This is a genomic window from Kitasatospora sp. NPDC005856 (assembly GCF_040629945.1).
Taxonomy (GTDB): domain Bacteria; phylum Actinomycetota; class Actinomycetes; order Streptomycetales; family Streptomycetaceae; genus Kitasatospora.
Window position 1 is genome coordinate 20,981 of the sequence record NZ_JBEXWT010000085.1, and the last position, 19,654, is coordinate 40,634.

At 71.1% G+C, this 19,654-nt stretch carries 18 protein-coding genes and 2 riboswitches; of the genes, 11 read left to right on the top strand and 7 right to left on the bottom strand.

Annotated elements, in window-relative coordinates; genetic code table 11:
• Nucleotides 1-82: 82 nt before the first annotated feature.
• From ctaD to ABZ449_RS33955, 3 genes are all read left to right on the top strand, one after another.
• A complete protein-coding gene (gene ctaD / locus ABZ449_RS33945; RefSeq protein ID WP_360353839.1) occupies nucleotides 83-1,765 on the top strand; it encodes a cytochrome c oxidase subunit I in 1,683 nt (560 codons plus the stop codon).
• On the top strand, nucleotides 1,765-2,181 hold the full coding sequence (locus tag ABZ449_RS33950) for a cytochrome c oxidase subunit 4 (RefSeq protein WP_360353810.1): 417 nt from the start codon (nucleotides 1,765-1,767) through the stop codon (nucleotides 2,179-2,181). The genes ctaD and ABZ449_RS33950 overlap by 1 nt, the downstream gene beginning before the upstream one ends.
• A gap of 225 nt (nucleotides 2,182-2,406) precedes the next feature.
• Nucleotides 2,407-3,663 (top strand): Ig-like domain-containing protein, encoded by a 1,257-nt coding sequence (locus tag ABZ449_RS33955; RefSeq protein WP_360353811.1) that lies wholly within the window; start codon nucleotides 2,407-2,409, stop codon nucleotides 3,661-3,663.
• Between the two features lie 18 nt (nucleotides 3,664-3,681).
• Here ABZ449_RS33955 and ABZ449_RS33960 read toward each other — a convergent pair whose 3' ends face one another.
• The 5 genes from ABZ449_RS33960 to ABZ449_RS33980 all read right to left on the bottom strand — a co-directional run bounded on the left by ABZ449_RS33960 (nucleotide 3,682) and on the right by ABZ449_RS33980 (nucleotide 8,505).
• Entirely contained in the window at nucleotides 3,682-4,053 is a 372-nt protein-coding gene (locus ABZ449_RS33960; RefSeq protein WP_360353813.1) for a GntR family transcriptional regulator, read from the bottom strand.
• Nucleotides 4,054-4,168: 115 nt separating this feature from the next.
• Entirely contained in the window at nucleotides 4,169-5,830 is a 1,662-nt protein-coding gene (locus ABZ449_RS33965; RefSeq protein ID WP_360353815.1) for a ubiquinol-cytochrome c reductase cytochrome b subunit, read from the bottom strand.
• Nucleotides 5,827-6,879, bottom strand: a complete 1,053-nt coding sequence (locus ABZ449_RS33970; RefSeq protein WP_360353817.1) for a Rieske 2Fe-2S domain-containing protein — start codon at nucleotides 6,877-6,879, stop codon at nucleotides 5,827-5,829. The genes ABZ449_RS33965 and ABZ449_RS33970 overlap by 4 nt, the downstream gene beginning before the upstream one ends.
• Nucleotides 6,880-6,887: 8 nt before the next feature.
• Complete coding sequence (locus tag ABZ449_RS33975) at nucleotides 6,888-7,697, bottom strand: c-type cytochrome (RefSeq protein WP_360353819.1); 810 nt, start codon at nucleotides 7,695-7,697, stop codon at nucleotides 6,888-6,890.
• Between the two features lie 187 nt (nucleotides 7,698-7,884).
• Nucleotides 7,885-8,505: a heme-copper oxidase subunit III gene (locus ABZ449_RS33980; RefSeq protein WP_049651835.1), complete on the bottom strand. Its 621-nt coding sequence runs from the start codon at nucleotides 8,503-8,505 to the stop codon at nucleotides 7,885-7,887.
• A gap of 397 nt (nucleotides 8,506-8,902) precedes the next feature.
• Here ABZ449_RS33980 and ABZ449_RS33985 point away from each other — a divergent pair, with 397 nt between their 5' ends.
• The 3 genes from ABZ449_RS33985 to ABZ449_RS33995 all read left to right on the top strand — a co-directional run bounded on the left by ABZ449_RS33985 (nucleotide 8,903) and on the right by ABZ449_RS33995 (nucleotide 12,182).
• Nucleotides 8,903-9,328, top strand: coding sequence for a hypothetical protein (locus ABZ449_RS33985; RefSeq protein WP_360353820.1), 426 nt, complete (start codon nucleotides 8,903-8,905; stop codon nucleotides 9,326-9,328).
• A 116-nt stretch (nucleotides 9,329-9,444) separates the two neighbouring features.
• On the top strand, nucleotides 9,445-10,521 hold the full coding sequence (gene trpD / locus ABZ449_RS33990) for an anthranilate phosphoribosyltransferase (protein WP_360353822.1): 1,077 nt from the start codon (nucleotides 9,445-9,447) through the stop codon (nucleotides 10,519-10,521).
• 110 nt (nucleotides 10,522-10,631) lie between these two features.
• Nucleotides 10,632-10,750, top strand: a riboswitch (SAM riboswitch).
• A gap of 52 nt (nucleotides 10,751-10,802) precedes the next feature.
• Nucleotides 10,803-12,182 carry an aminotransferase class V-fold PLP-dependent enzyme gene (locus ABZ449_RS33995; RefSeq protein WP_360353824.1) on the top strand — a complete coding sequence of 460 codons (1,380 nt, stop codon included), beginning with the start codon at nucleotides 10,803-10,805 and terminating at the stop codon, nucleotides 12,180-12,182.
• Between the two features lie 3 nt (nucleotides 12,183-12,185).
• On the opposite strand, the gene ABZ449_RS34000 is transcribed toward ABZ449_RS33995, so the two are convergent.
• Nucleotides 12,186-12,467 (bottom strand): Lrp/AsnC ligand binding domain-containing protein, encoded by a 282-nt coding sequence (locus tag ABZ449_RS34000; RefSeq protein ID WP_049651832.1) that lies wholly within the window; start codon nucleotides 12,465-12,467, stop codon nucleotides 12,186-12,188.
• A 40-nt stretch (nucleotides 12,468-12,507) separates the two neighbouring features.
• Nucleotides 12,508-13,290, bottom strand: a complete 783-nt coding sequence (locus tag ABZ449_RS34005) for a rhomboid family intramembrane serine protease (protein ID WP_360353826.1) — start codon at nucleotides 13,288-13,290, stop codon at nucleotides 12,508-12,510.
• A gap of 201 nt (nucleotides 13,291-13,491) precedes the next feature.
• Here ABZ449_RS34005 and ABZ449_RS34010 point away from each other — a divergent pair, with 201 nt between their 5' ends.
• The 5 genes from ABZ449_RS34010 to ABZ449_RS34030 all read left to right on the top strand — a co-directional run bounded on the left by ABZ449_RS34010 (nucleotide 13,492) and on the right by ABZ449_RS34030 (nucleotide 19,464).
• Nucleotides 13,492-13,755, top strand: coding sequence for a hypothetical protein (locus tag ABZ449_RS34010; protein WP_360353827.1), 264 nt, complete (start codon nucleotides 13,492-13,494; stop codon nucleotides 13,753-13,755).
• Between the two features lie 138 nt (nucleotides 13,756-13,893).
• Complete coding sequence (locus ABZ449_RS34015) at nucleotides 13,894-15,312, top strand: NYN domain-containing protein (RefSeq protein ID WP_360353829.1); 1,419 nt, start codon at nucleotides 13,894-13,896, stop codon at nucleotides 15,310-15,312.
• Nucleotides 15,313-15,510: 198 nt separating this feature from the next.
• The gene (locus tag ABZ449_RS34020) at nucleotides 15,511-16,548 is read left to right on the top strand and encodes an NlpC/P60 family protein (protein ID WP_360353831.1); all 1,038 of its coding nucleotides are present in this window, start codon (nucleotides 15,511-15,513) and stop codon (nucleotides 16,546-16,548) included.
• A gap of 338 nt (nucleotides 16,549-16,886) precedes the next feature.
• Nucleotides 16,887-17,040, top strand: a riboswitch (cyclic di-AMP (ydaO/yuaA leader).
• 10 nt (nucleotides 17,041-17,050) lie between these two features.
• Nucleotides 17,051-18,166 carry an NlpC/P60 family protein gene (locus tag ABZ449_RS34025; protein WP_360353833.1) on the top strand — a complete coding sequence of 372 codons (1,116 nt, stop codon included), beginning with the start codon at nucleotides 17,051-17,053 and terminating at the stop codon, nucleotides 18,164-18,166.
• A gap of 251 nt (nucleotides 18,167-18,417) precedes the next feature.
• Entirely contained in the window at nucleotides 18,418-19,464 is a 1,047-nt protein-coding gene (locus tag ABZ449_RS34030; RefSeq protein WP_360353835.1) for an NlpC/P60 family protein, read from the top strand.
• Nucleotides 19,465-19,654: the final 190 nt, after the last annotated feature.

Below are 19,654 nucleotides of genomic sequence, written 5' to 3' on the forward strand. Positions count from 1 at the left end.
CAACGAGCCCGCCGCGGCCGGCGGGGGCGCCGAGGCCGTCACGGTCGGGGCGCAGCGGACCCGGAAGCCGGGTTCGACCATCATCAAGTGGATGACCACCACTGACCACAAGACGATCGGCACGCTGTACCTGGCCACGTCGTTCGCCTTCTTCCTGATCGGTGGCGTCCTCGCCCTGGTCATGCGCGCAGAGCTGGCTCGTCCCGGGACCCAGATCCTGTCGAACGAGCAGTTCAACCAGGCGTTCACGATGCACGGCACGATCATGCTGCTGATGTTCGCGACGCCGCTCTTCGCCGGCTTCGCGAACTGGATCATGCCGCTCCAGATCGGCGCCCCGGACGTGGCGTTCCCGCGTCTGAACATGTTCGCGTACTGGCTGTACCTCTTCGGCTCGACCATCGCGGTGGCGGGCTTCGTGACCCCGAACGGCGCCGCCGACTTCGGCTGGTTCGCCTACTCCCCGCTGTCCGACGCCGTGCACTCGCCCGGCATCGGCGGTGACATGTGGATCATGGGTCTGGCCTTCTCCGGCTTCGGCACGATCCTCGGTGCGGTCAACTTCATCACCACGATCATCTGCATGCGCGCTCCGGGCATGACGATGTTCCGGATGTCGATCTTCGTCTGGAACGTCCTGCTGACCTCGGTGCTGGTCCTGCTGGCCTTCCCGGTCCTGGCCGCCGCGCTGTTCGCCCTGGAGGCGGACCGCAAGTTCGGTGCCCACGTCTTCGACCCGGCCAACGGCGGGGCCCTGCTGTGGCAGCACCTGTTCTGGTTCTTCGGCCACCCCGAGGTGTACATCATCGCGCTGCCGTTCTTCGGCATCGTGTCGGAGATCATCCCGGTCTTCAGCCGCAAGCCGATGTTCGGTTACTCCGGTCTGGTCGCGGCCACCATCGCGATCGCCGGTCTGTCCGTGACGGTGTGGGCGCACCACATGTACGTCACCGGACAGGTACTACTGCCGTTCTTCTCGTTCATGACCTTCCTGATCGCGGTCCCGACCGGTGTGAAGTTCTTCAACTGGGTCGGCACCATGTGGAAGGGCTCGCTGAGCTTCGAGACCCCGATGCTCTGGACGGTCGGCTTCCTGGTCACCTTCCTCTTCGGTGGTCTGACCGGTGTTCTGCTGGCCTCCCCGCCGATCGACTTCCACGTCTCGGACTCGTACTTCGTCGTCGCGCACTTCCACTACGTGGTCTTCGGCACCGTCGTCTTCGCGATGTTCGCCGGCTTCCACTACTGGTGGCCGAAGATGACCGGCAAGATGCTGGACGAGCGCCTCGGCAAGATCACCTTCTGGACGCTGTTCTTCGGCTTCCACACCACCTTCCTGGTGCAGCACTGGCTCGGCGCGGAGGGCATGCCCCGCCGCTACGCCGACTACCTGGCGTCGGACGGCTTCACCACGCTGAACACCGTCTCGACCATCGGCTCCTTCGTGCTCGGCCTGTCGATCCTGCCGTTCCTCTACAACGTCTGGAAGACCGCCAAGTACGGCGAGAAGGTCACCGTGGACGACCCGTGGGGCTTCGGCCGCTCGCTGGAGTGGGCGACCTCCTGCCCGCCGCCGCGGCACAACTTCCTCACTCTCCCGCGGATCCGCTCCGAATCCCCGGCCTTCGACCTCCACCACCCGGAGATCGCCGCGCTGGACTACCTGGAGAACCACGGCGAGCCTGCCAAGCACCTCGCCGGTGTGACTCCCGCGAAGTACGACGCCCCGAAGCTGAGCAAGGGCACCAAGGAGGGTGACGCCTGATGAAGGAACAGGGAAAGATCTTCCTGGGCCTGTCGGTCTTCGTCCTGGCCATGGCCATCACCTACGGCCTGTGGACGAACAGCTCCGACGTCGGCATCGAGGCCGCCGGTACCACCGCGCTGTTCCTGGCCTTCGGCCTCTGCGCGTTCATCGGGTACTACCTCGCCTTCACCGCCCGTCGGGTGGACAGCGGCGCGGGTGACAACCCCGAGGCCGAGGTCGCGGACGACTCCGGCGAGCTGGGCTTCTTCGCCCCGCACAGCTGGCAGCCGCTCTCGCTGGCGCTCGGTGGCGCGCTCGCCTTCCTGGGCGTGATCTTCGGCTGGTGGCTGATGTTCTGGGCCGCCCCGATCATCGCGATCGGCATCTTCGGATGGGTCTTCGAGTTCTACCGGGGCGAGAACCAGAACCAGTAGGGTTCCCGCTTCCGGCACCAGGGCCGGTCCTCCCGCAGGGGAGGGCCGGCCCTGGCGCGTTCCCCGGTGCCGCCGCCCTTCCCGGTCGTGTCGCGTCCCCGGTTCCGCTGCGTCCCCGGGATGACGGGTGTCACTCCGGTGGGTGAACCGGAAGTCCCTCGGATGTCGCTTCCCCGGGGGGCGTTCCTACGATCTGATCAATCGTGCGAACCCTCGGAGGCGGTCATGGCCGACAGGCGCGGAATCGCAGCTCTCGGCGGCATCTCGCTGGCCCTCGCGGTGCTGGCCCCGCTGGCCGGCTGCACGGCCGGGGACGACGGGCCCGCCGGACCGCACCGGATCGACGCGGGCCCGCTGGTCCACCTCTCGGCGGACGACAAGGCCGATCCCTCCCAGCCCGTCACCGTGAGCGCCGTCGAGGGCAGCACGCTCACCGACGTCACCGTGGTCGGCCCGGACGGCCGGGTGGTCGCCGGGACGCTCGCCGAGGACCAGCGCAGCTGGCGGACCACCGGCCGGCTGAGGGCCGGGACGGCGTACACGGTGCGGATCTCCGCCGACGACGGCAACGGCGGCCGCGGCGACACCACCGCGGGCTTCAGCACCGTCGCCGCCCAGCGCCTGCTCACCGTCAAGCTCGGCCCGGACTCCTCCGGCACCGGCGTCTACGGGGTGGGCCAGCCGCTCACCGCGCAGCTCTCCGAGGCGGTGAAGGACCCGCAGGCCCGCCAGGAGGTCGAGCGCGCCCTGACCGTCGGCTCCCAGCCCGCCGTCACCGGCGCCTGGTACTGGGTGGACGACAAGAACCTGCACTTCCGTCCGGAGGACTACTGGCCGGCCGGTACGACCGTCTCGCTGGCCTTCGACGGCACCGGCAGCCGGATCGCGGACGGCCTCTACGGCGGCGACCGCAGCTCGCTGAAGCTGCGGATCGGCGAGCGGGTGGAGTCGGTGATCGACGCGGCCGCCCACGAGCTCACCCTGAAGCGCGACGGCGAGGTGCTGCGGAGCATCCCGGTCACCACCGGCAAGCCCGGCTTCGACACCCGCAACGGCGTCAAGGTGGTGCTCGGCCAGGAGCGGTCGGTCCGGATGAACGGTGAGACCATCGGCATAGCCGCGGGCAGCACGGAGTCGTACGACCTCGACGTGAAGTGGGCCACCCGGGTGACCTGGAGCGGCGAGTACGTCCACGCGGCGCCCTGGTCGGTCGGCTCGCAGGGCATCGAGAACGTCAGCCACGGCTGTACCGGCATGAGCACCGGCAACGCCGAGTGGTTCTACCAGCACACCCGGGTGGGGGACCTGGTGACGGTGGTGAACAGCCGGGGCGGCGAGATGGAGCCCTTCGGCAACGGCTTCGGGGACTGGAACATCGCCTGGGCGGACTGGGTCAAGCACAGCACCTCCGGACAGGCCGTCAGCACCACCGCACCGGCCTCCCAGGCCCCCGCCATGGGGCTGATCCGCCCCGACCTCTGACCGGCCCTCCCCGGCCCGTCAGCCCTCCGGGTAGGCCAGTCGCAGGGCGGTGTCCACGGCGGCCAGGGCGTCCGCGCGGGAGACGCCCAGGCGGCTCGCCCGGGCGGCGTACTCGGCGGCGGCCTCGGCGGTCAGCCGGTGGGCGGCGTCCCCGGTGGCGGCGATCAGCGTGCCGCGCCGGCCGTGGGTCTCCACCACGCCGTCCGCCTCCAGCTCGCGGTAGGCCCGGGCGACGGTGCCGGCGGCCAGCCCCAGCTCCTCGGCCAGGGCCCGGACGGTGGGCAGCCGCAGTCCGGTCGGCAGCTCGCCGGAGCGGGCCCGCTCGGCGATCTGGGCGCGGATCTGCTCGTACGGGGGAGTGGCCGAGGCGGGATCGACGGAGAGCTGCACGGGGGCTCCTGGCGGCGGGGTGGGTACGGGGCTGGCACGTACGGGAACGGCCGAGGGCCGCCGACCAGAAGAACTGGTCAGCGGCCCTCGGGGTGACGCGGTGGCGCTTACGGGATCAGTGGTGGCCGTGGCCGCTGGTGATCTCGTGGTGCTCCTCGGCGGTCGGCTTGGGGATCTGGCCGCCCTCGCCGTAGAAGCCGCGGGAGAGCTTGGCCCGGGTGCGGGTGAGGACGCCGGCCTTGCGGGCCACGCCGTTCTCGTCCGCCTGGGCCGGCAGCTCGACCGGCTGGTTCTGCTCGTGCGCGGTGAGCTTGTACAGGTCCTTCTGCGGCAGCTGGGCGTGCACCTCGATGAACTCGCCGTGCGGCAGGCGCTTGATGACGCCCGTCTCGCGGCCGTGCAGCACCTTCTCCTTGTCGCGGCGCTGGAGGCCGAGGCACCAGCGCTTGGTGACGATGAAGGTGATGACCGGGACGACGAAGAAGCCGACGCGGACGAAGTAGGTGATCGAGTTGATCGACAGGTGCAGGTGGGTGGCGAACAGGTCGTTGCCACCACCCATCAGCAGGACCAGGTAGAGGCTGATCCAGGCGGCACCCAGAGCGGTGCGGACCGGGGCGTTGCGCGGGCGGTCCAGGATGTGGTGCTCACGCTTGTCGCCGGTGATCCAGCCCTCGATGAACGGGTAGACCGCGATCGCGACCAGGACCAGCGGGAAGATCGCCAGCGGGACCATGACACCCAGGTTGAGGGTGTGGCCGCCCCAGACGCTGATCTCCCAGCCCGGCATGACACGGATCAGACCCTCGGAGAAGCCCATGTACCAGTCGGGCTGGGCGTCCGTGGAGACCTGGTCCGGACGGTACGGGCCGTACGCCCAGATCGGGTTGATCGTGGCGATCGCCGAGATGACGGCGATGAGGCCGAACACCAGGAAGAAGAAGCCACCGGCCTTGGCCATGTAGACCGGCATCAGCGGCATGCCGACGACGTTCTTCTCGGTCTTGCCCGGGCCCGCCCACTGGGTGTGCTTGTGGTAGAAGACCAGGATCAGGTGCGCCACCAGCAGGCCGAGCATGATGCCCGGGATCAGCAGCACGTGGATGGTGAAGAACCGCGGCACGATGTCGTGGCCGGGGAACTCGCCCCCGAACAGGAACATCTGGACGTAGGTGCCGATCAGCGGGACGGCGAGGATCGCGCCTTCCATGAAGCGGATACCGGTGCCCGACAGCAGGTCGTCCGGCAGGGAGTAGCCGAAGAAGCCGTCGAACATGCCCAGGACCAGCAGCAGGAAGCCGAAGACCCAGTTGATCTCACGCGGCTTGCGGAACGCGCCGGTGAAGAACACGCGCATCATGTGCACGAGCATCGCGGCCACGAAGACCAGGGCGGCCCAGTGGTGGATCTGACGGATCAGCAGACCGCCGCGGATCTCGAAGCTGATGTCCACCGTGGAGGCGTAGGCCTCGGACATCGGGATGCCCTTGAGGGGCACGTACGAGCCCTCGTAGACGACCTCGGCCATCGACGGCTTGAAGAACAGCGTCAGGTAGACGCCGGTCAGGATGATGATGACGAACGTGTAGAGGCAGATCTCGCCCAGCATGAAGGACCAGTGGTCCGGGAAGATCTTCCGCAGGTTGGCCTTGGCGAGGGAGTAGATCCCCAGCCGGCCATCAGTCCAGTCAGCCGCGGCCTCCCACTTGTTGGCGGGCTTGGCGCGCGTGCTGGAGGGCTTGGCGGCACCGGTCGTGGTGCTGCTCGCGCTACTCATCGAGCACGCTCCCAGTAGCTCGGGCCGACGGGCTCATCGAAGTCGCCGGTGGCGACCAGGTTGCCCTTCTCGTCAGTGGTGATCTTCAGCTGCGGCAGCGGGTGACCGGCCGGGCCGAAGATGACGCGGGCGCCGTCCGCCAGGTCGAAGGTCGACTGGTGGCAGGGGCAGAGCGCGTGGTGGGTCTGCTGCTCGTACAGGCTGATCGGGCAGCCGACGTGGGTGCAGATCTTGGAGTAGGCGAGGATGCCCTCGAAGCCCATCTCCTTGGACTTCTCGTCCTTGATGTCCTCGGGCGCGATGCGGACCAGCATCAGGGCGTCCTTGGCGATCCGCTGCTGGAAGTCCTCGCTGTGCGTGGACAGGCCCTCCGGCATGGCGAAGGTCAGCGAGCCGACGGTGATGTCCTCGGGCTTCATCGGCTGCATGGTGTTCATGTTGATGAGCGGCAGCGGCTTGGCCTCGGTCGCCTCCTTCCAGCCGGTCTCCTTGAGCTTCTTCTCGGGAAGCGGGCCGAGGTCACGGAGCAGGACCACGCCGGAGAGCGGGACCAGCGCCATGGAGCCGATCAGGGTGTTGCGGATCATCTTGCGGCGGCCGAAGCCGGACTCGGCGGCGCCGGTCTTGAACTGCTCGATGACGTCGGCGCGGACCTCGTCCGACGCCTCGATCGGGTGACGCTCGGCCGGCAGCTCGACGTCCGACATCAGGGTGCGGGCCCAGTGGACCGCGCCCGCGCCGATCATGAACAGCGCGACGCCCAGGGTCAGGCCGAGCGCGAAGTTCAGCGCGCTGACGTGACCGAGCGGGAAGATGTAGACGATCTTGTCCGGGTCGATGGCCACGTACGAGGCGATGAAGCCGACGGTGGCGAGCATCGAGACCACGAACATCAGCGAGACCTGGCGCTCGGCGCGCTGGGCGGCCCGCTCGTCGATGTCGGTGCGTCGGGGCTCGTGGGCCGGCAGGCCCGGGTCGGCGAACGGGCTGCCGTGGTCGGCCACCTCGCCGGTGGAGCCGTGCGGCTCCGGGAGCTTCTCTTCTGACATGTCGTGGCTCATGACTTCTTGGCCTTGGTGGTGTGGGCGGCGACCCAGATCGCGACCGCGATGAGCGTGCCGAGGCCGAAGATCCAGCCGAACAGACCCTCGGTCACCGGACCGAGGCTGCCCAGGGTGAGACCGCCGGGGTTGGGCTCATCGTTGGTGGTGTGGCGGACGAAGGCCACGATCTGCTTCTTCTGCTCCTCGGGCATGGTGGTGTCCGGGAACGACGGCATGTTCTGCGGGCCGGTCTGCATGGCCTCGTAGATGTGCTTGGCGTCCACGCCCTCGAGCGACGGGGCGTACTTGCCCTTGGTCAGGGCACCACCCTGGCCGGCGAAGTTGTGGCACTGGGCGCAGTTGGTGCGGAACAGCTCGCCACCCTTGGAGATGTCCTCGGGGTTGGTCGAGGTGAACTGCTCCTCCGTCGGGGTCACCGGGCCGGGACCGAGGGAGGCGACGTAGGCGGCGAGCTGGTCGATCTCGGCCTGCGTGTAGATGTTCTTCTTGCGCGGGACCTGGGCGCCGGGCTGCTGGGCCGGCATGCGGCCGGTGCCGACCTGGAAGTCGACAGCGGCGGAGCCGACGCCGACCAGGCTCGGACCGTCACTGCTGCCCTGGCCGTTCAGGCCGTGGCAGGAGGAGCAGCCCACGGCGAAGAGCTTCTTGCCCTCATCGATCGCGAGCGACTGCGCGGCGACGTCGGCCTGCGCCTTGTCGGCGGGCGCGAACGCGGCGTACAGCCCCCCGGTTGCCGCCAGGGCGAGAAGTAGGACGACCAGCGCCGCCAATGGGTGGCGCCGTCGTGCGGAGAGCTTTTTCACGGAATAACCCCGGTGTCAGGATCTGGTCGACTGGTGGGTGCACCCGGCGGCCGGTCTGGCCGGCACGAGGCTGCCTGTCTAGGGCTGCGCGCGCGGTCGGTCGGTGGGAGCGTCGGCACCGGCAGAAGCGGCCCGTCGCCGGTGAGGGCGGGGGCCGCAGCCGGTGGCCAGCGACCTGATCAGCTGGTTACTTGATCAGGTAGATGGTCGCGAACAGGCCGATCCACACGACGTCGACGAAGTGCCAGTAGTACGACACGACGATCGCCGCGGTGGCCTGCTCGTGCGTGAAGCGCTTGGCTGCGTACGTCCGTCCCAGGACCAGCAGGAACGCGATCAGACCACCCGTCACGTGCAGCCCGTGGAAGCCGGTGGTCAGGTAGAACACCGTGCCGTACGGGTCGGAGGACAGCGAGAGGCCGTCCTTCTTGACCAGCTCGGTGTACTCGAAGACCTGGCCGCCGATGAAGACCGCGCCCATGGCGAACGTGAGGATGAACCACGCCCGGAGCTTTTTCACGTCACCGCGCTCGGCAGCGAACACGCCGAGCTGGCAGGTGAGCGAGGAGAGCACCAGGATCGTGGTGTTGACCGACGAGAAGGGCACGTTGAGGGCGTGGGCCTTCTCGGTCCAGAACTCCGGCCCCTTGACGGAGCGGAGCGTGAAGTACATCGCGAAGAGGGCCGCGAAGAACATCAACTCGGAACTGAGCCAGACGATCGTTCCGACGCTGACCATGTTCGGCCGGTTGACCGATCCGTGCGCGTGCCCGGTTTCTACTGCTGTTGCTGTCGCCACGACGGACATTATGTCGGTCCCTTATTCCGTCTTCACGCCGGGGGGTGTCCCTCGGAGTGTCCGGTGCGTGCGGTATGCCCGCTTGGGGGGCGACCGGGTGCCCGGACGGCGACTGAGCAGCGGCGTGTCCCTTTTCTGATGGTTCCTCGGAGGAGCCTACGACCCCGTTGCCCGGCGCGTCGTTGCACGGTCGGAGTAGCCGTGGGAGGTAAGGGGACGGGCGCCCGGGTCGGCCGTACGGGTGGACCGGGCGGGGTCGGGTGACGGGCCGTCCTCCGGGCGGGTGAGCCCGGGGCGCGGTGGCTCGAGGAGGAACGTGCGCGAGGGGGACTCGGCGGAGGGTGATCGGGAGTAGCATCCGGAACAGGCGAACGTGGTCCGGATCACACTTGAGGGAGCAGGGTCCATGGCGTACACGACCGATGAGACGCTCACCGTCCTCGTCTACAGCGACGACCGCAACACCCGCGAGCAGGTGCTGACGGCGCTCGGCCGCCGGCCCGCCGCGGATCTTCCGGAACTGTCCTACCTGGAGTGCGCGACCACCCCCGCGGTGCTCAAGGCGCTGGAGAAGGGGGGAGTGGACCTCTGCGTGCTGGACGGCGAGGCGGTTCCGGCCGGGGGGCTGGGACTCGGGCGCCAGCTCAAGGACGAGATCTACGGCTGCCCGCCGGTGCTGGTGCTGATCGGCCGGCCGCAGGACTCCTGGCTCGCGGCCTGGAGCCGGGCGGACGCCGCCATCTCCCACCCGGTGGAGCCGGTGGCACTGGCCGAGGCCGTCGCCACCCTGCTGCGGGCGCGAGTGGCCAAGCGGACTCCGGCCGTCCGCTGATTTCCGCCCCGGCAACTGGAAAAGAGAGGGGTAGAAGCGACCGCTTCGCTCGATAGGCTGGCTCCATCCGTACGGACGTCCCCGCAGCGGGGAACCGACAACAGCTGGAGTCAGCCATGGTGAACGTGAACCCTGCGAACGGCGGTAGCGACCCCGCGCAGGTGGTCCGCACCTGGCCGGACATCCTGGCGGCGCTGTTGCAGGGAGAGGACCTCGACCGGGCGTCCACCGCGTGGGCGATGGACCGGATCATGAGCGGCGAGGCCTCCCCCGTGCAGGTGGCCGGGTTCATGATCGCCCTGCGGGCCAAGGGCGAGTCGGTCGAGGAGATCTCCGGCCTGGTCGACGCGATGTACGCGCACGCCGAACCGCTGGAGATCCCCGGCCCGGCGGTGGACATCGTCGGCACCGGCGGGGACCGGGCGAAGACCGTCAACATCTCCACCATGTCGGCGATCGTCGCGGCGGCCGCCGGCGCCAAGGTGGTCAAGCACGGCAACCGGTCGGCCTCCTCCTCCAGCGGCTCCTCGGACGTGCTGGAGAAGCTCGGGGTGGCGCTCGACCTCTCCTCGCGGCGGGTCGCCGAGGTGGCCGAGGAGGTCGGGCTCACCTTCTGCTTCGCGGCCAAGTTCCACCCCTCGATGCGGCACGCCGCCACCGCGCGGCGCGACCTCGGGGTGCCGACCTCCTTCAACATCCTCGGCCCGCTGACCAACCCGGCCAAGGTCACGGCGCACGCCATCGGCTGCTTCGACACCCGGCTGGCCGGGCTGATCGCCGGGGTGCTGGCCGAGCGGGGTGCGACGGCGCTGGTCTTCCGCGGCGACGACGGGCTGGACGAGCTGACCATCACCACCACCTCGCAGGTCTGGCTGGTGCGCGACGGGGTGGTCACCGAGACCGCCTTCGACCCGCGGGACGTCGGCATCGAGCTGGTCGGCATCGAGGCGCTGCGCGGGGCGGACGCCTCGTACAACGCCGAGGTCGCGCGGCGGCTGCTGGCCGGGGAGCACGGGCCGGTGCGGGACGCCGTCCTGCTGAACACGGCGGCGGCACTGGTCGCGCTGGACCTGGGCGACGCGCCGCTCACCGAGCAGCTGGCGGCCGGCATGGAGCGGGCCGCCAACGCGATCGACTCCGGCGCCGCGCAGGACCTGCTGCGGCGTTGGTCGGAGGCCACCAGCCGCGTCTGAGGCGGAAGTCGGGGAGCCCGTGCCGGTGCGCCGGTGCGGGCTTCCGTGCTGTGTCCGGATGTTGGACGCTCGTTTGACCACCCGATGGACGCGGCCTAGAGTCTTCGCCAGGTCATGAGTGACAGCGCCAAGCCCCAGCTGGCTGTCCGGCAACCCTCCGTCCGTGGCGGGGTGCCCTGGGTGAGGACCGGGTCGTCACGGCAAACCGTCCGTGCGACAAGCGCGGACGCCCGACGACTGGCACTCCCGGGGGTCCCTTGCCCCTGAAGGAGTGCGTCCTCATGTCGATTTCCACCGAAATCCGGACCCCGCTCGCCGTCCTCGGCGCCGACGTCCAGGTCCCGCTCGCCAACGGTGAGAAGGTCGCCTACGCGGCGCTCGACTACGCGGCCAGCTCCCCGGCGCTCCAGCGGGTGTGGGACGACGTCGCCGCCTACGCGCCGTACTACGGCAGCGTCCACCGCGGGGCCGGGTACCTGTCCCAGCTGTCCACCGACCTGTTCGAGCAGAGCCGCCGCACCGTCGGCGAGTTCCTCGACCTGCGCGAGGGCGACCAGGTGGTCTTCACCCGGGCCACCACCGACTCGCTCAACCTGCTGGCCGCGGCCGTTCCGGCCGGCACCCGGGTGTTCGCGTTCGAGACCGAGCACCACGCCTCGCTGCTGCCCTGGGCGCACGCCGGACTGACCGTCACTTACCTGCGGGCGCCGCGCTCCCGGGCCGAGGCGGTGGCCGCGCTGGACGCCGCGCTCGCCGAGGCGCCCGAGGGCCCCAAGCTGCTCTGTGTCACCGGCGCCTCCAACGTGACCGGCGAGCTGTGGCCGGTCGCCGAGCTGACCGCGACCGCGCACCGGCACGGCGCCCGGGTGGTGCTGGACGCCGCCCAGCTGGCGCCGCACCACCGGGTCTCGGTGCGCGAGCTGGACGTCGACTGGATCGCCTTCTCCGGCCACAAGATCTACGCGCCGTTCGGTGCCGGGGTGCTGGCCGGCCGGGCGGACTGGCTGGACGCGGCCGAGCCGTACCTGGCCGGCGGCGGGGCGACCCGGACGGTGGCCCGGGAGAGCGACGGCTCGGTGGCCGTGCAGTGGCACACCGGCCCGGCCCGGCACGAGGCCGGCTCGCCGAACGTCATCGGCGCCTACGCCATCGCCTCGGCCTGCCGGGCGCTGGCCGAGGCCGGCTTCGACGCGCTGGAGGCCCGCGAGCAGCAGCTGATCGCCCGGCTGACGGCCGGGCTGGCCGAGATCCCGCAGGTCAAGGTGCTGAACCTGTTCGGTGACGACTCCGCCCGGGTGGGCGTGCTCTCCTTCGTCGTCCGGGGCTGGAACAGCTCGCACTTCTCGGCCGCGCTCTCCGCCGAGTACGGCATCGGGGTGCGCGACGGGCTGTTCTGCGCCCACCCGCTGGTGCGCACGCTGCTCGGGGACGAGGACGTCGCCCCGTCCGAGTGCGGTGCGCCCGAGCCCTCGCTGCCGGGCGAGCGCAGCCTGAACGCGATCCGGGTGAGCTTCGGCGCCGGGACGCCGGACGAGCACGTCGACCGCTTCCTGACCGCCGTCCGGGAGCTGGTCACCGACGGCGCCGCCTGGAGCTACCGCAACGAGGGCGGGCGCTGCGTCGCGACCGTGCAGATCGACAGGGGCCGGCGCGAGGGCTGAGCGCTACTCGTCCAGGCCGAGGGCGAAGGCGGCTTCCAGGTCGTGCTGGGAGTACGTGCGGAAGGCGATCTGGGTCTCGGTGTGGGCCACGCCCGGGACCTTGTTGAGCCGGCCCGGGATGACCTCGGCGAGGTCGTCGTGCCGGCGCACCCGCACCATCGCCACCAGGTTGTAGCCGCCGGTCACCGAGTAGACCTCGCTGACGCCGTCGATGGCGGCGATGGACTCGGCGATCTCCGGGATGCGGTCGACACTGGTCTTGATCAGGACGATGGCGGTGATCACAGTCGGGCTCCTTTGTGGGGTGCCGCCAGCGTATCGGGCGTCAGCCGGGGCGTCGCGGGGGGTGGCGAACCACGGTGCAGGCGTAGAGGAACCCGGCCGAGAAGCCGATCACATGGACCAGGTACGCCACCCCGGGCCCGGCCGAGTGCACCGACCACCACTGCAGGGCGAACCAGAGGCCGAGCACCAGCCAGGCGGGGAAGCGCAGCGGCAGGAAGCACAGCAGCGGGACGAGGGTGGTCACCCGGGCCCGGGGGTGGAGGCGCAGATAGGCGCCGAGGGCGGCGGAGATCGCCCCCGAGGCCCCGATGAGCACCCGGGTGGAGTTCGGCGAGTGCGCCTCGGCGAGCGCGAAGCCGTACGTGGTCAGGCTGCCGGCGGCCAGGTAGAAGAGGGCGTACCGGGCGCGGCCCAGCCGCCGTTCGACGGTGGGGCCGAAGACCTGGAGGAAGAGCAGGTTCCCCAGCAGGTGGAGCCAGCCGGCGTGCAGGAAGAGCCCGGTGAGGACGGACAGCGCCGGGTGCTTCCCCGGGGTCGGTGCGGCCGGACAGCCGGGGACCGGATCGGGGGCCTCGGTCAGCTGTCCTGCGGTCAGCGGCCGTCCGGCGAGCACCTCGGCCGGGACGGCGCCCCAGCGCTGCTCGTACCGCTGCTCCGCGCAGACCCGGGCCTGGCCGGTGCCGTACAGCGGGTTGAGGCCGGCGGCCGGGCCGAGCAGGAAGACCAGGGTGTTGAGGGCGATCAGGGCGTAGCTGACCGCCGGGACGGTCGCCGCCGGGCTGCCGCCCCGGGCGGCGGTGTGGTCGGGGACCGCGAACGCCATGCGGCCAAGCATCCCTCCGGGCGCCGTAGGTGACACGGCGGTTTACGGCAGGTGGACTAGCCAGGGTGTTCGGGCGACCGGTGGTCGCGGTGGTTGCCCCAGGCAATAGGCTTGGGGCGGGCATTCCCGCCTCCCGCCGCCGATGCCGGGGCTCCGGGGGGAGCGCCTAGCCCACCCAGGGACCACCCGAGAGGACCCCCGATGACCGTCCCCGCCCTGACCGCCGAGACGCGCTGGCGCTGCACCCTGTGCGGCAACCTCACCCGCTTCGACGTGACCCGCACCGCACGGGTGACCGAGTTCCTGCACTTCGACCTGGCCGGCGAGTCCAAGGTCGAGGAGACCGAGGTACTGAGCGAGACCATCGAGTCGGTGCGCTGCCGCTGGTGCAACGCGGTGGACCAGGTCGAGCTGGTGGCCCGCCCGGGCGCCGAGGGGGAGCAGGCCCCCGCCGAGCAGGGCTGATCCCCGCCGCCGCGGCGGGTGGGTGCCCGGCGCACCCACCCGCGCCGCAAGGGACAATGCACAACAAGACGCACGGAGCGTGACGGCAGGGGGGCGGTCGCGGCCGTGCCCCGCTGGACCAGGATCGGAGCCGAGGACGTGGTGGACGCAGCGAAGGAGCCCGGCGAAGCCCAGGGGCTTCAGCCCGCTGCGGCCGAGGCGGCCGAGGCGGCGAACGACTCCTCCGAGCCCGCGGAGGAGCGCGCCGTCGAGAAGCTCGACCGGCCACTGCCGGAGGGCGTGCGCCGGCGCGTGGTCGGGCTGGCCTCGGACGCGCTCGGCGGGCTGCCGCCGGGCGAGCTCCCGCAGAGCCTGCGTCAGTACGTCAAGTTCACCCCGGCGCGGCGGGCCAAGTACGCGGCCACCGCGCTGGCGGCGGCCCTGGAGGCCGAGCCGGCCTTCCGGGTGCGGATAGCGGAGCGGCTGCGACTCGGGCAGCCGGACCTGGTGAAGGCGCTGGAGTCGGGTACCGTCCCGAGCGCCGCCGATCCGATGGACGTCGCGGCCGCCGCCTACCTGGTGCGTTCGGCGGGCTGGAGCCGGCTGGTGGCCGAGGCCGGCGAGGAGGCCGAGCGGGCCGGTGCCGAGGACGCGGCCGCGGAGGCGGCCCGGCTGGTGGAGAAGCTGCAGGCCGAACTGGCCGAGGTGCGGGCCTCCGCGCGGGCGGACCTGGACCGGCAGCGGGCCGAGTCCGACGGGGTCCGCAGGGAGGCGGAGTCGCTGCGCAAGAAGGTGCGGTCGCTGGAGAGCGACACCCGCCGGGCGCAGGCCGAGACGCGCCGGGTGGCAGGCGAGCTGGAGGCCCTGAAGGGGCAGGCGGCGGCCGAGCGGGGTGCGGCCGAGACCGAGGCGCGCAGACTCAGGCACCGGGTCTCGGAGCTGGAGACCGCGGCCGAGCAGGGCCGCCGGTCGGCCCGCGAGGGGCGCAGCGTCGAGGACATGCGGCTGCGGCTGCTGCTGGACACCGTGCTGCAGTCGGCCCAGGGGCTCCAGCGGGAGCTGGCGCTGCCGGTCTCCCAGATCCGCCCGGCGGACCTGGTGGAGGCGGTGGTGCCGGGGGCGGCCTCGCCGCACGACGTGGCCCGGCGCGGGCTGGCCGAGGACGATCCGGCGCTGCTGGACCAGTTGCTGGCGATCCCCCAGGTGCACCTGGTGGTGGACGGCTACAACGTGACCAAGACCGGCTATCCGACGCTGCCGCTGGAACAGCAGCGGATCCGGCTGCTGGGCGGGCTGGCGATGCTGGCGCAGCGCACCCAGGCGGAGGTCACCTGTGTGTTCGACGGGCAGGACCTGGACGTCCCGGTGATCATGGCGCCGCCGCGCGGGGTCCGGGTGCGGTTCAGCCGGACCGGGGAGACGGCCGACGAGCTGATCCGCCGTCTGGTGCGGGCCGAGCCGCAGGGCCGTCCGGTGGTGGTGGTGTCCACCGACCGGGAGGTCGCGGAGGGCGTGCGGAAGGCGGGCGCGCGCCCCGTGGCGTCGGTGCTGCTGCTGAACCGGCTGGCGCGCCCCTGACCCCGACCGGCCGTGCGATGCCTGGTCAGGAGCGTGTTCGGGGTGGTGTGCCGATCCCGTGCGGTCAGTGTGCGGAGCGGAGTTCACGCCTTCGGGGGAGTGGCAAAACAGATAGATCTTCACTAGGGTCTGGCGTCAAACCTATTTTCCGGAATCTCATCCCATCAGGTGAGTCCGATGGAAGAAGGAGCCGGTCCCTTGGCCTCCCACCGCCGTCCCAAGCAGCCGAGCCGCGCGCGGATCTCCGTGCTCACAGCTGCCGCTGCGACCGCGGTCGCCCTCTCCGCCCAGGTGGCCGCGCACGCCGCGCCGCAGCCCAACAAGGCGGACGTCAAGGCGCAGATCGACCAGCTCCAGGAGGAGCAGGAGCAGTCGGCGGAGAAGTACAACGGCGCCAAGGAGCGGGCCGACCAGCTGCGCAAGCAGGCCGACCAGCTGCAGGACCAGGTGGCCCGCAGCCAGGAGCAGATGACCCAGCTCCAGGGCGGCCTCGCCGAGGTGGCGGGCGAGCAGTACCGCACCGGCGGCATCGACCCGTCCGTCCAGCTGATGCTCTCCTCCGACCCGTCCGGCTACCTGGAGAAGGCCTCCACCGTCCAGCAGGCCAGCACCAGCCAGGCCGAGGCGCTCAAGGGGCTGCTGGACCAGCAGCGCCGGCTGGACCAGGAGAAGGCCGAGGCGGCCGCCGTGCTCGCCTCGCTGGACACCACCACCAAGGACCTGAACCAGGCCAAGGCGGACGTCAACGCCAAGCTGAAGGCCGCCCAGGACCTGCTGAACTCGCTGAGCGCCGCCGACCGCGCCGCGCTGAAGGCCCAGCAGGCGCAGGACGACCGCGCCTCGCGGGGCAGCGAGCGGGTCGACCTCGGCAGTCTGCCGCCGGCCAGTGGCTACGCGGCCGTGGCGGTGTCCAAGGCGATGGGCAAGCAGGGCTCGCCGTACGTGTGGGGCGCCACCGGCTCGACCACCTTCGACTGCTCGGGCCTGATGGTCTGGGCGTACGGCCAGGCCGGCGTCTCGCTGCCGCGCACCTCGCAGGAGCAGGGCCACTACGGCACCCGGGTGCCGTCGCTGGACCAGGCCCAGCCGGGCGACCTGGTGATCTACGGCGGCGACATGCACCACGTCGGGATGTACATCGGCAACGGCATGGTGGTCCACGCGCCGCACACCGGTGACGTGGTGAAGGTGATGAAGGCCGACGCGATGTCGATCAACACCATCCGCCGGGTCTGACGGCCCGACACGCCCGAGGGGCTCCTCCGGGGCCTGTGAAAAGCGCCACCCCCCGCGTGGGGTGGCGTTCGGCTTCGCGCGCCCTTTCGTGACCACATGCCGAGAACCGATCAGCCTTCTGTGCGCCACTGGTCACCATCGGTCATATTCACAAAAGAACTTGGGAAATCTTCGGTCTTTTTTCTGACAAGGATTTGAACGGATCACGGTTCAGTTACTAGGGTCGTGCTCCGAACCACCGCACTGTCGATCGCCCAGCCAGGGTGGCGGCGGTGGTTACCGTCGAGTTCGCGAGGCAGCGGGGCAGGTCGAAGCGACTGCCCGACAGGGGAGCCCAGTGGTTGGGGGCGCTGCGGAGCGGAGCCGGGGAACCACGTTCCTCCGGGGTGAATCGGCGCCAGGTCGGCCGGTGGAACGGCCGTGAGGCGTCGTAGGGCATGCTTCCGGCCCGAACCCGTCAGCTCACCCGGTAGGCGGATGTAGGAAGAAGGAGTCCGCCTTCGTGGCGTCCCATCGTCGTCCCAAGCCCGCAGGCCGCGCCCGCGTCTCGATCCTGACCGGTGTCGCCGCGGCCGCCGTCGTCCTCTCCGCGCAAGGCGCCCACGCCGACCCGCAGCCGACCAAGGAACAGGTCAAGGAGCAGGTCGACCAGCTCAACGAGCAGGCCGAGGTCGCGACCGAGAACTACAACGCCGCCCAGTCCAAGCAGCAGGAGCTGGAGAAGCAGGTCTCCGGCCTGCAGGACCAGGTGGCCCGTCAGCAGGCCCAGGTCACCGAGCTCCAGGGCGGCCTGGCCGAGATCGCCGGCGAGCAGTACCGCAACGGGGGCATATCCCCGACCGTCCAGCTGATGTTCTCCTCCAGCCCGGAGAACTTCCTCGGTCAGGCCGACGCCCTGAACCAGGCCGGCAGCACCCAGAAGGGTCAGCTGAAGGAGCTCCAGGAGCAGCAGCGCAAGCTCGACCAGGACCGCAGCGAGGCCCAGGGCAAGCTCGCCGAGCTGGAGACGACCACCCAGCAGCTGAAGACCTCCAAGGAAGAGGTCCAGGGCAAGCTGAAGGCGGCCCAGGACCTGCTCAACACGCTGACCGAGCAGGAGCGCCAGGCGCTGCGCCAGGCCGAGGAGAAGGCCGCGGCCGACGCCAAGGCCAAGGCTGACGCCGCCGCCCAGGCCCAGCAGCAGGCCGACCGCGCCTCGCGCGACAACAGCCGCAGCGACCTCTCGGCCCCCACGACCACCGCTCCGGTGAAGGTGGCCCCCGGCAGCTCGCGCGGTGCCGCCGCGCTCGCGGCCGCCGCGTCCAAGGTCGGCAGCCCGTACGTCTGGGGCGCCACCGGCCCGAACTCCTTCGACTGCTCCGGCCTGATGGTCTGGGCGTTCAACCAGGCCGACGTGTCGCTGCCGCGCACCTCGCAGGCGCAGGCCGGGGCCGGCACCCGGATCGGTTCGGACATCTCCCAGGCCCAGCCCGGCGACCTGCTGATCTTCTACACCGACGCCCACCACGTCGGCATCTACGCCGGCAACGGCCAGGTGCTGCACGCCCCCAAGCCGGGTGCGTCGGTGCGCTACGAGGCGGTCACCAACATGCCGCTGGCCTCCATCGTGCGGGTCTGATCCCCGCTCGGACGCTTCCAGGCCCGGTCTCCCTCAGGGGAGGCCGGGCCTGCAGCTTTTCCCGGGGCTCTTCCTGCGGCTTTCCCCCCGAGTCGATCTGATGTCCGACAAGGGGTCGAATATTCGGGTTGGTGGGGGTTTGGACTCGCCTGCCCGGACTCGCTAACGTCTGCCACCGGACTCCCGCTCGACGGCCGCCCCTCCCGGTGCGGCGGCGGGGGCCGCACCGCAGGATTGGAGCCGCTGCCGCCATGCCCGTGCACCGCCGTTCCCAACTGCTCACCCGGGCGCTGGTGCTGACCGCGGCCGCCGCCACCGCCCTGGGCGTGGCCGCCGGAGGCAGTGCCCAGGCCGCCCCCGGCAGCCCGGACCCGGGCGACCGTCAGGACGTCAAGACGCAGGTGGAGCAGCTGTACGACGAGGCCGAGCAGGCGTCCGAGCGGTTCAACGCGGCGCAGGAGGCCCAGCGGCGGCTCCAGGGCGAGACCACGATCCTCCAGGGCGAGATCGCACTGGCCCAGGATCAGCTCAACGAGCTGCGCGGCGACCTGGCGACGGTGGCCGGCGCCGAGTACCGCGGCGGCGGGATGACCCAGACCGCCCAGCTCATCCTCTCGTCCGACCCGGAGGGCTACCTGGCCCGCGCCCGCACCCTGGACCAGGCGGCCGTGCGCCAGCAGGAGACCCTGCACGAGCTGGTCGGCCGGCAGCGCCGGCTCGACCAGCGCCGCACCGAGGCGGCCGGCAAGCTCGCCGAGCTGGACGAGACCCGCCGCTCGCTCGCCGACAGCAAGCAGCAGGTCCAGCAGCGGCTGGCCAAGGCGCAGAAGCTGTTGAACGGTCTGGGCGCCGCCGAGCGGACCCGGCTGACGGTCCAGGACGCCCGGGACGCCGAGCGGCGCGCCACCCGGGGCACCGACCGGCTGGACCTCGGCACCGCCCCGCCCGCCTCCGAGCGCGGGGCCGCCGCGCTGGCCGCCGCGGTGCGGATGATCGGCTCCCCGTACGTCTACGGGGCCACCGGCCCGCACGCGTTCGACTGCTCCGGTCTGATGTACTACAGCTGGCGGCAGGCCGGAGTGACCCTGCCGCGCACCTCGCAGGCCCAGGCGTACGCCGGGCAGCGGATCAGCCTGTCCGAAGCGCGACCGGGAGACCTGGTGATCTTCTACCGGGACATGCACCACGTCGGCATGTACGCCGGCGGCGGCGTGATCGTGCACGCTCCCCGCCCGGGCGCCAAGGTCCGCTACGAGAGCGTCACCGCCATGCCGGTCTCCGGGGTGGTCCGGCTCTGAACGCCCCGCCGTCCGGCCCCGCCGGCCCCGAGGAGATACCCGGCCCCCGCCGCACGCTGTCCCGGCGGGGCGCGCTGCTGCTCGCGGCCGGCGGGCTGGCCCAGCTGTCGCTGCCCCCGGCCGCCCCGGCGGCGCCCGCGGCCCGCTCGGCGGACCGGCACGCCGAGGTGGCCGCCGCGCTGGCCCGGCG